This is a genomic window from Pedobacter sp. AC163 (assembly GCF_979258665.1).
In genome coordinates this window covers 5119135-5133594 of record NZ_OZ409872.1, presented here as the reverse complement: position 1 = coordinate 5133594, position 14460 = coordinate 5119135, and the positions used below count along the sequence as shown (strand labels likewise).

Annotated in this window: 12 protein-coding genes and 1 riboswitch; of the genes, 6 read left to right on the top strand and 6 right to left on the bottom strand. The window is 39.7% G+C overall.

The annotated features are described in order from the left end of the window. Window positions 1–51: 51 nt before the first annotated feature. Entirely contained in the window at window positions 52–1461 is a 1410-nt protein-coding gene (locus tag ACZZZK_RS22290; protein ID WP_463486060.1) for an alpha-L-fucosidase, read from the bottom strand. A gap of 223 nt (window positions 1462–1684) precedes the next feature. Here ACZZZK_RS22290 and ACZZZK_RS22285 point away from each other — a divergent pair, with 223 nt between their 5' ends. Next, a complete protein-coding gene (locus ACZZZK_RS22285) occupies window positions 1685–3121 on the top strand; it encodes a sensor histidine kinase (protein ID WP_463486059.1) in 1437 nt (478 codons plus the stop codon). Between the two features lie 8 nt (window positions 3122–3129). Then, window positions 3130–3834, top strand: a complete 705-nt coding sequence (locus tag ACZZZK_RS22280; protein ID WP_265801422.1) for a response regulator transcription factor — start codon at window positions 3130–3132, stop codon at window positions 3832–3834. 38 nt (window positions 3835–3872) lie between these two features. Here the strand turns inward: ACZZZK_RS22280 and ACZZZK_RS22275 are convergent, their stop codons facing one another. Then, the gene (locus tag ACZZZK_RS22275) at window positions 3873–4406 is read right to left on the bottom strand and encodes a hypothetical protein (RefSeq protein WP_463486058.1); all 534 of its coding nucleotides are present in this window, start codon (window positions 4404–4406) and stop codon (window positions 3873–3875) included. A 267-nt stretch (window positions 4407–4673) separates the two neighbouring features. Beyond that, a riboswitch (TPP riboswitch) is annotated at window positions 4674–4776 on the top strand. An 87-nt stretch (window positions 4777–4863) separates the two neighbouring features. On the opposite strand from ACZZZK_RS22275, the gene ACZZZK_RS22270 reads away from it, so the two are divergent. Genes ACZZZK_RS22270 through ACZZZK_RS22255 form a run of 4 tightly spaced genes read left to right on the top strand, consistent with a single transcriptional unit; the run spans window position 4864 to window position 7549 of the window. After that, entirely contained in the window at window positions 4864–5580 is a 717-nt protein-coding gene (locus ACZZZK_RS22270; RefSeq protein WP_463486057.1) for a class I SAM-dependent methyltransferase, read from the top strand. A 6-nt stretch (window positions 5581–5586) separates the two neighbouring features. Then, window positions 5587–6630 carry an AIR synthase family protein gene (locus tag ACZZZK_RS22265; RefSeq protein WP_463486056.1) on the top strand — a complete coding sequence of 348 codons (1044 nt, stop codon included), beginning with the start codon at window positions 5587–5589 and terminating at the stop codon, window positions 6628–6630. Continuing rightward, the gene (locus ACZZZK_RS22260; protein ID WP_463486055.1) at window positions 6621–7277 is read left to right on the top strand and encodes a thiamine phosphate synthase; all 657 of its coding nucleotides are present in this window, start codon (window positions 6621–6623) and stop codon (window positions 7275–7277) included. The genes ACZZZK_RS22265 and ACZZZK_RS22260 overlap by 10 nt, the downstream gene beginning before the upstream one ends. Next, a complete protein-coding gene (locus tag ACZZZK_RS22255; RefSeq protein WP_463486054.1) occupies window positions 7274–7549 on the top strand; it encodes a Trm112 family protein in 276 nt (91 codons plus the stop codon). Before ACZZZK_RS22260 ends, ACZZZK_RS22255 begins: the two co-directional genes overlap by 4 nt. A gap of 139 nt (window positions 7550–7688) precedes the next feature. On the opposite strand, the gene ACZZZK_RS22250 is transcribed toward ACZZZK_RS22255, so the two are convergent. Genes ACZZZK_RS22250 through ACZZZK_RS22235 form a run of 4 tightly spaced genes read right to left on the bottom strand, consistent with a single transcriptional unit; the run spans window position 7689 to window position 14451 of the window. Continuing rightward, the gene (locus ACZZZK_RS22250; protein WP_463486053.1) at window positions 7689–9989 is read right to left on the bottom strand and encodes a GH92 family glycosyl hydrolase; all 2301 of its coding nucleotides are present in this window, start codon (window positions 9987–9989) and stop codon (window positions 7689–7691) included. Continuing rightward, window positions 9986–12205 (bottom strand): alpha-N-acetylglucosaminidase, encoded by a 2220-nt coding sequence (locus ACZZZK_RS22245; RefSeq protein ID WP_463486052.1) that lies wholly within the window; start codon window positions 12203–12205, stop codon window positions 9986–9988. The genes ACZZZK_RS22250 and ACZZZK_RS22245 overlap by 4 nt, the downstream gene beginning before the upstream one ends. Before the next feature lies 1 nt (window position 12206). Next, entirely contained in the window at window positions 12207–13421 is a 1215-nt protein-coding gene (locus ACZZZK_RS22240; protein ID WP_463486051.1) for an acyltransferase family protein, read from the bottom strand. A 49-nt stretch (window positions 13422–13470) separates the two neighbouring features. After that, window positions 13471–14451, bottom strand: a complete 981-nt coding sequence (locus ACZZZK_RS22235) for a purple acid phosphatase family protein (RefSeq protein ID WP_463486050.1) — start codon at window positions 14449–14451, stop codon at window positions 13471–13473. Window positions 14452–14460 lie beyond the last annotated feature (9 nt).

Here is a 14460-nt window from a genome sequence, read left to right as displayed (position 1 = left end):
TATAGCGTATTAAGCGTAATTTAATATTGAGGTAAATTGGAGGGTTGGCACTTAATTGCGTTCATTAAATACGGCGAACTCTGCTATTGCCGGCGCATGTTTAAAACCAGAAAGGTTCACCCTGATTTTCTCACACCAGATTCTCTCAAATCTGAAAATGCTCACCTTTTTCTCTCCAGCTGCTTGTGCTTTTAGTGGTAGCCATTTGCCATCTGCAAAGTATTCCAGATCATATCTGGCACCAGAAGAATTACCCGCAGTAATCACAATCATGTTGCAAGGCATTGATTTTTCAAACTTTACCTCGTACCATGGTGCTTTAACAGTAGGATTAGAAGACCAGCTCGACCTGAAATTATCGTCGTTTGCAAAATCCATGATATTCATATCATCACTCCAGGTACTGTTACTAATTACGCCTTTTGCAATGTTGCTTGAAATAATTGGCGCCGGATGTTGTGGCAATTTTGGTGGATTAGCAGAAGGCTTATAAAGTTTTCCCATTTCTTTTAATGCGGCAAGGGCATTATCATCGATCAAACCATTTTTATTCGGAGCAACATTTAAAATAAAGTTGCAATAAGCACCATTGTATGGGATAATGAATTTGTTAACCAACTCATTTACATCTTTAACAGGCGTAGTTGGAAATGATGTTTTCCAGAACCAATTTTGTTGTAAAGGAAGGCAAGCTAAAGCAGGTAATTTGTTGCTTTCTTTAGAGATAAACTGTCCGGCTCCTTGCTCATAAGATTTGATATCTGTATAAAAGAGTGCTTCCGTTGGGTACTTAGCTGCATTTAAATCCATTACCAAACAGTTTGGCTGTAAAGATTTAATCAGATAGTAGATATCTTCGAAAGGAACATCATCATAAGATATTCTCGACCATGGGGCATCCCATCCATCAATAACCAGTGCAGTAATCTCTCCATAATTGGTTAACAACTCCGTAATCTGCTCTTTAATTAATTTGATATGGGCAGGCGTAATTTGGTTTGGACGTATACCGTTATGGGTATCCAAAATAGAATAGTACAACATCACTTTTAAGCCATTCTTCCGAAACGCATCAGCATATTCCTTAACCACATCGCGTTTAAGTGGCGTATTCATCACATTGTAACTGGTTGTTTTGGTATTCCAGATTGGGAAACCGCTATGATGTTTGGTAGTTAAGCAACCGTAAGTCATATTTGCAGACTTTGCCGCTTTCGCCCATTGATCGGCATCAAGCTTTGGCGATTGAAACAAATTAAGCGCTGCATCTGGATCAGACCAATCCTGATCCATAAAAGTTGGCATACCGTAGTGGATGAACATGCCTAAACCCAGATCAACAAAATCTTGTTGTAAATCGGTTAAGTTTTTCTTTTTTGCATTTTGTTGGGCAGAAACCTGCTCAACAGAAGTCAGTGCTGAAACGAAAAGGAGAAGCGCTATGATTTTTTTAATAGTCATCTTTACTGGAAATTTAGGTTTGTAGGGTTTTTAAAGGTTCATTTAAGAAACAACTGATCGGTTACAATTCACTGTAAATCAACGCACAGGAGCAATCGATGTTTCTATAATCCAAAGCTAGTGTGGCTAAGGCAATAATTTATCTAACGGAAACCTAACAAAAGCCTAACAAAAACTTAACAGCATAATATTTCGGAATAATAGACCTATTTTTAGGCATAAAATGAAAGATCGCATCTATAAATCCGTCGTATTGGTTAGTTTTCTCATCCTGCTTTTGGTTCAGCTGAGATTAACCTACAATACTTACATGCTTCGCGATAGAGAATACAGCATCAAGGATAAAACTTTGATTAATGATGAATATGGGCGGAGTATTTCTGATGATAAGTTGTATCCTGGCGGCGGAAAGATCATCGATACCATTTTATCCAGGAATATGTCGCGGCTTAAATCTGCCTACTATGCCAATAAAAATGAATTTAAAGCCTTATCACAAAAAGTGAGTGATACGTTATTGCTGAACCTGAGAGCAAATAGCTCGATGGATAGCATCTTTAAATCAATTGTTAAGCGTAACGGCTTAGATGCTAACCTTCAGTATCTGCTTACTTTCGAATCCATTGAACTTACTTTTACCAAGAAAATGGGAAACGTGTTCATCTTTAAACAGAAAAGCGACAATGAAACTTTACTCCCAGCTGTAAATCCTTTTGGGGTAATTATCGACGGCACGCTCGCTAGCCCGAATAGCCAAAATCGCGTAACTAATCTCTCTGTGAGCGGAACATTGGTTTACGATTATCGCATTACCTTTAATTTGTTTGTTGATGCTCCAGGTAGACCATTAAAAGTGGCGATGGAAATGCTTCCAACGTTCTTGCTGGTGGCCTTATGCATTGTAATAATTGTGGGGATAAATTATTACACCTACATCAATTGGATGCGCCAGAAGAAAGAGGCTGAGGTAAAATCAGACTTTTTAAACAGCATCAAACATGAGTTTAATACCCCAATTACGACCATTTTAGTAGCCAGCAAAAGCCTGGATGAAGAGGAAGTGCTAAACGACAGGAGCCGGGTAAAAGCTTTGGTTCATATTGTGGAACGACAAGCAATGCGGTTGCATTCTCACATCAATCAGATGCTCGAAATTTCTGAAATAAACAACAACATCAACCTGGAAGAAACCGATCTGAATTATATGGTGCTCACTATTGTTAACGATTTTAGTATCAAAGTTGAAGAACCACATTCCCTTACTTTTGATCCCTATCACCATGAAATTTTGCTAGTAATCGACCCATTTGTTTTTACAACGATGCTGCAAAACATGCTCGATAACTCTTTTAAACACAATCAAAGTACCGCTAAAAAAACTTCCATTTTTATTACTGAAAATGATAATGACTATACCCTCCACATCGCGGATAATGGCAAAGGCATAGAAGAAAGTAGCAAGCCAAAGCTATTTGATAAATTTTTTAGAGCAGACCGTGAAAAAACTGTTTCTGGCTTGGGCTTGGGACTATATTATGTTAAACAGTGCCTTGATTTGCATGGTTGGAATATTGAAGTAAATTCACATCTCGGTTCAGGCACCGAATTTATGGTACACATCCCCAAAAATCCTGTTAACACAAATGAGCACGTAAACTAAAGTTGAACATGAAATATGATATCATAATTATTGAAGATGAGGTTGACTTGGGAAATGTGATTTCGGAGTATTTAAAACTTCGGGGTTTTAGTGTACTCTGGTTTAAAACCGCTACCGAAGCACTTGAACATTACCGCCAGCATCAACTCGACAATAAACTCATGATTGTAGACATTCAACTTCCTGATATGAACGGCTTTGATTTGAGTACAGAAATTATGAAGCTTAACCCCAACCAGGCATTTTTCTTTTTAACGGCACATAATGAAAAACAGGATCGCCTACGCGGATTAAAAATTGGCGCCATTGATTACATTTCCAAACCATTTGAAATTGAGGAACTGGTGCTTAGGATTGGAAATATCGTAAATAAGTTCTCAGATACCACGATTATCTCCAAAACGCAGGTGGCCGGCATCATTAAAATTGGCGACATCAGCTATCAAAAAGATCAGCTTTTTGTGCTTTTACCTGATGAGAAAGAAATCTCTTTGACAGTGAGGGAAGCCGAAGTTCTGGATCATCTATCGGCAAATATCAATCAGGTGGTAAAGAAAAAAGACTTGCTTTTGGCTTTATGGGGCAATGATGATTACTTTAATGGCAAAAGTCTGGAGGTTTTTATTTCCCGGCTAAGGAGGCTTTTTAAAGCTTCTGCCCAGGTGAGTATAGAAAATGTTTATGGACTCGGTTATATCTTAAAGGTGAAATAAAATTGAAACTAAATCCCTTTTCAACAATATTCAAGTGGTTATAATTTTATCTTTTGAACCTCATTGAGATTGTCTCGTAACGAAGAAATCTTTTCTCTTGCCCAAACCCGCAGTCGTTCATCCTGCACACCCTGGTTAGATGAAGCTTTTACATGGAGTCCGATCAGGGTTTGATCAGAATCAATAAGCATTGTCAAGAGCGTACGCAAATGCTCCTCTCCCATTTTTTTATCGGCATTCTCCAGGTTAAAGACATGCTTCTCTGAGAGATTGAAAGTATCCGTATCCTTTAAAAAATCAAAGCTAGCCAGATCGTTATTATAAGCGGTGGAAGATAATCTCCTTTTGTTCACAAGGTCAGCAAGTGCAGGATTTCCCTGGCTTTTTTCCAACCTAGCCAATATATCGTTTTGATAAAGATGCTCCTGTTTTACAGAGATGGCAAATTGTTTGCCATCCATCACATAGCCTTTTTCATCTTCTTTATGGCAGGCACTGATGAACATTCCAATCAACAAAAGAAGTCCAAAAACACCTGTTCTTTTTTTTAGAGAAATTTGTTTACTAATCAATCTGCCCATTAAATATGTTTTGTGATGGTTTAATATTTCTTAAAATCTTCAAGGATAATTGTTTTCGTCATCACCCAAAATGACGATCAAATCTGTTAAGAGTAAACATGCCCAGGCTTTTTAAAGTTTAAAATTTTTATTTTTTTCCTGCAGGAATCAAGCATGTTGTTTTGAAATCCTGAAATTGAAAACAAGAACGCAAATACAGTAATCCACTAAATGATTACAGAAAATTATTTCAACTTTAACCAGAATTTATATATTTGCTGCTGTTGCACGGGGTGCTTTTAACAAAATGTTAAAGGCTGAGATGAATACCCGCGAACCTGACACGGATAATACCGGCGTAGGGATGCACCTGCTCAAATAGATTGCGGCCAACCCGGCTGTTTGAATTTAAGCGCTGTTCACTATCCGAAATCCGGTAAACAGTAAGGCGTTTAAAATTTTCAAGCATATGCAATTAGAACAAAAAAGTTTCAATGTACTTTCCGAAAAGCTTAGCAACTGGCAGGGCCGAAAGGAATGGTTTTTTAACCGTGAACATACCGACACCTACGAACAGTGGTATGAAGGCCGGTACAAACGTGCCGAAGTTTGGCAAAAAAAGGTGATGGCTGAACTTGTGGGGAAGGATAAAAACATTAGCGAGTTATTGGAATTTGGCTGTGGCACAACCCGCTTTACTAGATGGTGGAAAGAAATAGGGATCGAAGCTACTGGCGGCGATCTTTCGCCATTTATGCTGGGGCAGGCAGTTCATCTTTTTGATGGCGATCTGGTCAATGCCGATTCACACTTTATGCCCTTCAAAGACAACAGCTTTGATGCCGTGGCCTTCATTACCACATTCGAATACTATCGCGATCCCGTTCAGGTGATCAGGGAGGCTGCTCGGGTAGGCAAAAAAGGAATTGCATTCGGAATGATGAATAGAAATTCACCAAAAGTGTTGAGAAGAAGAATTCAGGAAATCTTTGGCCAAAACCCCTTTTATCTTACCGCAACATTTTATACCCCAAAGTTGCTCAGCCAAAAGATTCATGAAGCGTTAAAAGGACGTGAATATACCATAGAATGGACCTGTACAGGACTTCCGAAGTGGTTTCCTATGCAACAGTGGAGCTTGCCGATTGGTGATTTTTTCGGTTTATATGTTCGATTTAATGACTGATAGAATATGAGCTCAGGAAAAATCAACAATACGGAATTTGAGGATATCATTTTGAAAAAAACCGGAAAAGACCGTAGCGAAATACACTGTGGACCAGCTTTCGGAGTAGATGTATCTGTTGTGAATTTGCCCAATGGTTTGGCTTTGGCCATGACCAGTGACCCACTTACGCTCATCCCCTCCCTCGGTTTGCAAGAGTCGGCCTGGTTATCGGTACATCTTATGGCTAACGACATGGCTACCACCGGCTTTGCACCCATGTACGCACAGATGGTTTTAAATCTGCCCACTTCACTCAGCGAACAGGATTTCAATACCTATTGGACCTTTGTGCATCAATATTGTAGCTCGATTGGCGTAGCCATTACGGGCGGGCATACCGGAAGGATTGAAGGACAGAACTCCACGATTTCCGGAGGTGGTACAATGATGCTTTATGCCCCTCGCGAGAGCATTTTGTTAAGCCGATATGCACAACAAAACGACCTGATCCTGGTAACCAAAGCCTGTGCGTTATCTTCGTCAGCAATTTTGGCGATGAGTTTCCCCGAAACGGTGAAGAATGCTATCGGAAAGGAACATTATGATCTGGCTTGTAACTTGTTTTATCAAACATCCAGTTTGGCTGAGGCTTTAATAGCGAAAGAATTTGGGAACAATGCTGTTAGCGCCATGCATGATGTAACTGAAGGTGGAGTTTTAGGAGCGGTTTATGAAATGGCCATTGCTTCCGGTAACGGGGTCGAAATCGAAAACAGTGCAATTCCCGTAAGCCAAACGGTACAGGAAATTTCTGACTTGTTTGGCCTTGATCCAAGATTCACTGTAGGTACCGGCAGCATGGTTATGGCAGTAAATAAGTTTCAGGCAAATGCACTTATAAAAAAGTTAGCAGACCAGCATATTCAGGCCACTATCATTGGAAAGTTTACATCAAGAGAGCGTGGGTACAAGCTCATTACCAATGGCGACGTTACCGACTTACCCTACTTTTCTACTGACCCTTATTGGAATGCATTTTTTACTTCAAAACAAAAAGGATGGAAATAGTAAAAAAAACAATCGAGGGCGGCATTTATTTGGTAGTGGATCCTGCTTTGGAAAGGGAAACATTACTCAAAAGCATTGAATTGGCATTAGTTGGAGGAATAAACATCGTACAAATATGGGACAACTGGCCTGCGCAAGTTGATAAGTTGTCGCTCATTAGCGACATCGCCAGGCTTTGCGCCCCCTACTCTGTTCCGGTACTGATTAATGAGGATTGGAAATTGCTACTTGAAACCGATCACCTCGACGGCGTACATTTTGATCAACTACCAGGTGACCTGCTGAACATTAGACAGGCTGTAGGAAGAAAAATCATTATCGGAGTAACCTGCTCGGGCCATCTGGATACCGTCCACAGCGCAAACCAGTACAACATTGACTATATCTCCTTTTGCGCCATGTTTCCATCAAGCTCAGCTGGGAGCTGTGATATCGTTTCGCCAGAAACGGTACAACAAGCCAGAGCGATTACCAATATTCCATTTTTCGTTTCAGGTGGAATGACTCCAGAGAACACCGCCATGTTAAAACTAAAAATACCATTTGATGGTGTTGCTGTAATTTCAGGAATACTTGGAGCGAGCAATCCCGAAAAGGAAGCAAAGGCCTTTCAACTTGCACTAAATAACCAAAAGAATAAGATATGAGAATGAAAACCATAAATAAGTTATGCTGTCCTTTTGATAAGGCGGATCTTCAATTGAAAATTTTTGTAAAAGACACCAACTTGAATGTACTGGAAGGCATTTTATCCTGCTCAGCATGCCAAAGAAACTATCCCATTGTACATGGTGTGCCCATTATGTCGCCTGATGAATATCGGCAGATTGAGCTCGAACAGCCCATTATAGAAAACTGGAAGATTGAACACGGACTGGAAGAAATCCGCCTTATTCCCGGCCAAATCGATCAAAGTTAAAACATTTTCATTTTGCCTACATCTTGTTCAACTATACAAAAATGAGCTTGATGTAGGCAATGTCACCTGTAGCAAGCTTTCTTATCATGATGAAATTGACTTGCATTCGAGGAAAATCGGGACTGACCGCAGAACGAAATTAGAACGTGTAGTAAATCAATTCACCACCCCTAATCAAATCTGCGTGATTTAATCGATAGCCTTTTATAGCTTTCCCATTGAGTACTATTTTTTTAATGTAGCCTTTACTTTTCTGCCCTGATATCTTTTTTATTTTTAGGGTTTTACCATTTGGGAAGCGCACCAATACTTCATTAAATGAGGGTGTAGTTGCTTCATAAAATACTGAAACCGGATCTACCGGATAAAATCCGAGTGAGGCAAAAACGTACCAGGCCGACATTTGGCCAGCATCATCGTTTCCGCTTAAGCCACCTGCTCCCTCATCGTATTCTTCATTCAGGATTTTGTTAACCTGCAGCTGGGTTTTCCATGGCGAAGCGGTAAAATTGTACAGAAAAGGTATTTGATGACCAGGCTCATTTCCATGCCAATATTCCTGTTTGTTAAACAAAGAATCTAATTCATTCTCTAGTTTCTTAGGTCCACCCATTAACTTAACCAAACCTGGTACATCTTGAGGCACATAAAAACTATACTGTCTCGGCGTCCCTTCTGTGATATAAGGTTCACGGTGATCGGCAAGAAACGGTTCGAACCAAGTTCCATTCTTGTAACGCCCTCTCACCATCCCGACACTTGTATCGAAAACATTTTTATAGTTTAATGCCCTTTTATCTAGCGCATTAAAATCTTCTGTTTTACCCAAATCTTTTGCGATTGTACTCAATGCATAGTCATCAAATGCATATTCTAGCGTTCGGCTAACCTGCTCCTTTTTATGAAACGCATTCGGAATGCTATCTTCCATCGGGATATAGCCATATTTTAGATAGCTGTTTATTCCCCGTCTGCCTTTTCCATTTAGATAATCTGCAGAATCTGGCATCTCGAAAGCATTTTTCCTCATGAGTTGATAAGCTTTCTGGATATCATAATCACGAATCCCTTTGTTGTAAGCAGAAGCAATGAAAGCAGTTGAATGATCGCCAATCATCGCAGCAGTATAACTATTCCAGCATGGAAAAATAGGTAACCATCCACCCTGCTCGCCTTTTGATATTAACGATTGAACAAAGGCATTGGCCAGCTTTGGCTGCAACAATTCCACCAAAGGAAGCTGAGCCCGGTAAATATCCCACATGGAGAAATCATCGTAATAATTTCCCTTAGCTATTTCGCGTTGATAGTTTCCAGCAAAACGAGGGTAACCGCCATCAACATCATTAAAAAGCCTTGGATGTTGCTGGGCATGATAAAGTGCCGTGTAAAATATTTTTTTCTTTTTCTCATCCCCACCTACAATTTTAATTTGTGAAAGCGATTCAGACCAGCTTTTTCTGGTCTTGCTTCTCACCTCCTCGAAACTTAATGAGCCAATTTCTTCTTCCAGATTGGCTTTTGCAGCTGCTATACTGGTAAAAGAAGTTCCGGAAGATATGACAATTTGCTCGCCGTTTTCCAGTTTGAACCCAGCATAAACGCCAATGTTTTTCTTATTGATTATGGATGTTGCAGTATCCGTTCTGCCTTCGCTAAAAGTACCGCTTCTAGTAAATTTTCTATTAATTTTGATGAAGAAGTAGCCGCTAAAACCAGCAGGCTCTCCCCATCCCTGATAAATACGATGAACAGGATTGTAGCCAGAGATTTCACCCTTTGATTGATCAATTTTAATGAAACCCTTTTCCTGATCGCTATTTGGGCTAATTAACAGATAAATACTGTCTGCTTTTAATGCCTTTACCCGAAGCATACCACTGCGGAGCGTAGCCGTGATTTCTGTTTCCAACCGATATTTCTGAAACACTGCCTTATAATAATCCGGCTGCGAGATCTCGCCTTGATGACTATAATTTTCGGCATAATCATGGGCGGCAGTTTTCAATTTTCCGGAAATTGGCATGATGGTAAAACTGCCATAATCCTGCGTACAAGAACCACTAATCCAGTGACTGGCTCTAAAACCAAAAATCTTATCGTTATTGTAATAATATGGTGCCAGACATTTTTTCTCGCTAAGCTGTGTTTGCGGTGTCCATTGCGTCATTGCAAAAGGCGGTGCAACTGCCGGAATGGTATTCGCCAAGCGCTCCGTTTTATCCTCAACATGTTGGCTTGCTTTCGTGGTACTGCCAGAAGTTCCAGAAAATGGCTGGACATATCGAATCAAATCCTTTTGTTGCGCAAAAGAAGAACTAAAAAACAGGCAAATGATCAACGTAATCTTCACGAAGAATGCAAACTCATGTTTAAAAAAACCAGTAACTGCTTTTTCGGCCAAATCTGTCGAGTAATTAGTGTTAATCGATTGAATCATTGTTTTTTCTGATGGGCTTCTCCAATTTCTTTTCTGTATTTCTTATACATCTCAATGGAAAGTGTTACCGGATTTCCAACTGTTTTAGTAGGATAATCCTGGCGTTTGTTCACCCACTTCCATTCCCAATCTGCTAATTCAGCTTCAATGGCTGCAACATCCAGTTTCTTATTTTGGATGATCGCATTACTCGCTTTAGCAATAAACATTTGCCAGCGTGGTTTATAAAAATCACTTAATAATCCGCTCCATTGGCGGCAAGCATATTCATTTAGCGGACTTTTAGCATCGCCCCAAAGGGTGATTAAATCTTTCGCATTCATTTCGTAAAGCGCCTTTTCTTTTTCGGTTTTGCCCCATCTTCTCGCATCGCTTACCCATGGACCAAGTAAAAAGTCTTGTCTTGAGGCTAATAGTTTGTCCATGTCATCAATCAAATTTAAAAATCTTTTGCTCTCGATCTGGAATGCCTGAAGATCCTTTCTTTCATATGCAGCAACAAATTTTCTTTGAATCGGCAAGGCATAATTGGCGAGTACCTGGCGGGTTAAATCAACAATATCGTATTGATAACCATCACTGGCTTTACAATTTTTACTGGCTTTTATCAACGCATCCCATGCTGGAAGTAAATCCTTCTCATGATAGTTCAGCGTAGTTTTCGCCCATCGTGAAAGGGAATCTAAAGTTGGTCTGGCCTGAATTATAGATTCTGCACCATCTCTGATATATTTGTCAGCAGGTACATTGTAAACCGTTTTCCGTAAAATTTTCCAAGCATCTTGTGCATGCTGATCCTTGGTTCCATAACGGTTGTTAACAAATTTAGGGAGCCATTTATTTAAATCGATTGGTGTTTTTTGCCAGGTATTGGCCATCATCAATTCATATAAAACCGGATTTTGTTCTATCCCTTCCATGCTCAAACCGATACCTTTCATTTTACCACTTTTTGGATTGGCCAGCGCTTCGGCGGGTGCGGTTGCCACCACATCCATGCGACCAAATAAATTGGTGTTGCCGCCAAAATTGTGAAGCATATTCCAAATCCAGGGCTTACCATAAAAGCCTTCCGTTCGTTTCCAAACGGGTTCAATTTCTGTAGCCAGATCCAATAAAATCATTTTATCGTCCGGAACTGCTTTTAACAAAGCTTCGGTTTGCGGCTCTTTCCAAAATTTTCTGTCACTATAAAAAAGCCATCCTTGCATCACCCAAACGGCTTTTGGATCGGCCTGAGACATTCCATCATAAATTCTTGCGCTCAGTTTACCTAAATAATCAGGTGCTGATGATGGTGGCTCATTTTCATTAAAGGTATCTGCAGAATAAAGATGATCCGTTCCTAACAGTTCCGTTTGCTTCTCCAGAAACTTTTTACCTATTTGGGCAAACATCGGATCTTCAGAATCCAGAATATAAGTATCTGCAAAACCATTGGTCCAGTTGGTTGCTTTTAATTTTGCATTCGGGTATTTTGCCTTAAAGGCGGCAGGAACGTGACCAGTAAATGCCGGAAGCACAGGTTTCATACCAAGTGCCCGCTCCCTTTGTAAAATTTTCTTTTGCAAATCAAAGTGTTCTTTCATCCATGAAACAGGTAAAGGACCACCCCATCCATCGATGTTGCCCATCCAAAACCATGAGAAATATGCCGGACCAGTAAAAAAGCCACTTAATTCTTCATCAGAAAAACCCATTTCTTTATATAAAAGATACCAGGTATATTCTTCGCCGGTAATTGCCAGTGGCATATTGATTCCGTGTAAAGCCATCCAATCAATCTCTTTTTCCCATCTGGCCCAGTCCCACCAACTCATACTGTAGTTAAATGTACAGTAGTTCAAATAGTAACGATATTCGTAAGGCGTTTCTTTTCGCACTTTGGCTGGTACCTTTGGAAGCGTAGCAGGCAGTTTTAAATTAGTGCCGTTCCAGGTGATTTGACAATGTGCGTACTCAGTTAAATAGTGATAAAATGCTGAAGCGATGGCCACGCCGCTTGAACCTCTTAATAGGATTTTGTTGCCCTTGCTTTCAATTTCGAAGATATCTTTTCCATCTTTGGCGTTCAGTTTTTCCGTGAGAAAATACGATTGATGCTTTGGAACCACCCTTGCAATAAGTTCGTTTGATGTTTTTAAATAATCTTGCGACCACGATTTGCCGTAGCCCAATAAACAGATTGCAAGAACAAAAAGGAATTTCAATTTCATATCAAATTTTTAAGAACCACTTCTTATCGTAAAGAAATTTAAGGATAAATAATTGGATGCCGAGGATTGCAGTCCACAAAAGTGCCGATTGCCAGATTGCCGGAATCTTTTGAACTAAGCCACCGAAAATAAAAACCGCCGTAGATTCAAAATTAATCAGGCCATGGGCACAAACGTATATGAGGATGGAGTTGCTGCCAATCCACAGAAATGGAACACACCATTTTTTAATCGACTGCACATCAATAACATAATAAAATAGGGTAAATAACAAAATGCTACATCCGCCAGCAAATAATACGAAAGTACTGGTCCACATGGTTTTGTTAATGGGAAAAATGATCGACCAAAGTAAACCTAAAGCGATACATGCAATACCTGCAAGAAATAATTTGAATACTTTTTGCTTGGATGAGCTTGATTCGGATTTAATAAAAGTACCAGTAAATATACCAATCATCGCAGAACAAAATGCAGGAATATTGCTTAAAATTCCTTCCGGATCGTAAACAATTCGATGGAGTTTCCCTGGCAAAAGTAACCGATCTATATAGGCTGATAAATTTCCTTCAGGTGTTAGCACGCCAGCACCAAAATGAGGAACCGGAACATACATCATGATAAAATAATAACCAAAAAGGATGGCTAAAAACCAGATGACTTGTTTAGGTAGCGAGAAGTTCAGATAAATCAGAGCAGCGAAAAAAGTAGAAAAAGCAATTCGTCCGAGTACACTGGCAAATCGAGTATTTTCAAAACCATTCCACTGCAATAATCCATTCACAATAAAACCCAGTACAATTAAAATCAAGGTTCGTTTGATCAACGAATAATAAACCTGATTAGAAAGGCTTTTGTCTTTCGCCCTATTTTCAAGATATTTTTGGTACGAATAAGGCATTGATACACCTGAAATAAAAATAAACAAGGGAAAGATCAAATCGTAGAAAGTAAAGCCGTTCCATGGAGAATGGTGCAGCTGATTGCTGATACCGACCATCATTCGCTCTAAAAGTGACAAATTTTCTGTAGCTATAATCTGCCAGTCTTGATGGTTTTGAGCAAGGCCATGCTTTTGCTTTACGGCGTTGGCTAAACCATGGAAAATCCCTTCGCCGCTAATAATCCAAAACATGTCGAAACCACGCAAGGCATCCAAAGAAATTAATCTTTTTGGTTTACTTACTGGCAAATCGATCCTGGCGGTTAATTTCATTTAAATGTTGGTGGTGAAGATTATTGATTAATTTTTGCTTCCGCAGGAACTATTTTTTTATTGCAGTTTGATAAATCACGTAGCCTTCGTCGTTAATCACCTGAACATTTAGGCTGTTATTGCTTACAGAAAACAGCATAAAGCCATACTCTGATGCGACCATCTGGGCATCAGGAATCAGTTTAACCGGCGTTTTCTCTGAAGCTGCACCAGAAATGAAATGATGCGTTTTGCCTTCAGGTTTAATATACTGCAAACTATGCTCGTGCCCGGTTAAATATACATCAACCCCATTGCGATCTAGCAGTGGTTTCAATGAATTTCTAATGGCTTTGGTATCATAACCTTCCGTTCGGCTACCACCGGTAAACATTGGATGATGGCCTACCACAATTTTCCACTTAATGGAGGAATCTTTTTCGGCAAGTGTTTTTTCGAGCCATTTTTTTTGAGCCGTCGTATCCTGACCTTTCACATTTGGTCCGTATTCGGCGTTTTTGTAAAACTCAGGAATCAATGGATTGGTATCTATAAAAGCAATTAAAACCTGATTATTCAGATCTCCATTGATGGGGAATTTCTTTGAAAAGTATCTTGCAGGCATTTTCCAGCGTCTGCTGATTTTTGAGTATTCAACCTGAGCATCGGGATTTGACTTATAATCGTGGTTACCGAGAATAACATACCAGTCCCATTGCAATGAAAAATCAGTGTAGATATCTTCAAAAGAATATTTAAACAGCGGATCTTTTTCGCTGATGACACCGCTAGGGTAAAAATTATCACCTGTGGAGATTATAAATTGAGCCTTGACATCTGCAGCAGTAATTCCCATTTGTTTCGCTACCTGTTTCTGGTGATCGGCACCATTTCTGCCCCAATCGCCCATGGCAATAAAATTTAAAGTACCAATTTCTTTTTTGAGGGTTTTTGTTGCAGTAACCGTTTCTGAAGGATTTTTTGTGATTATTTGCGCAAATAAAGATCCTGCAGAAATAAGTGGAAGAAGAAATAGTAGTCGTTTATTCATGAAAATGAA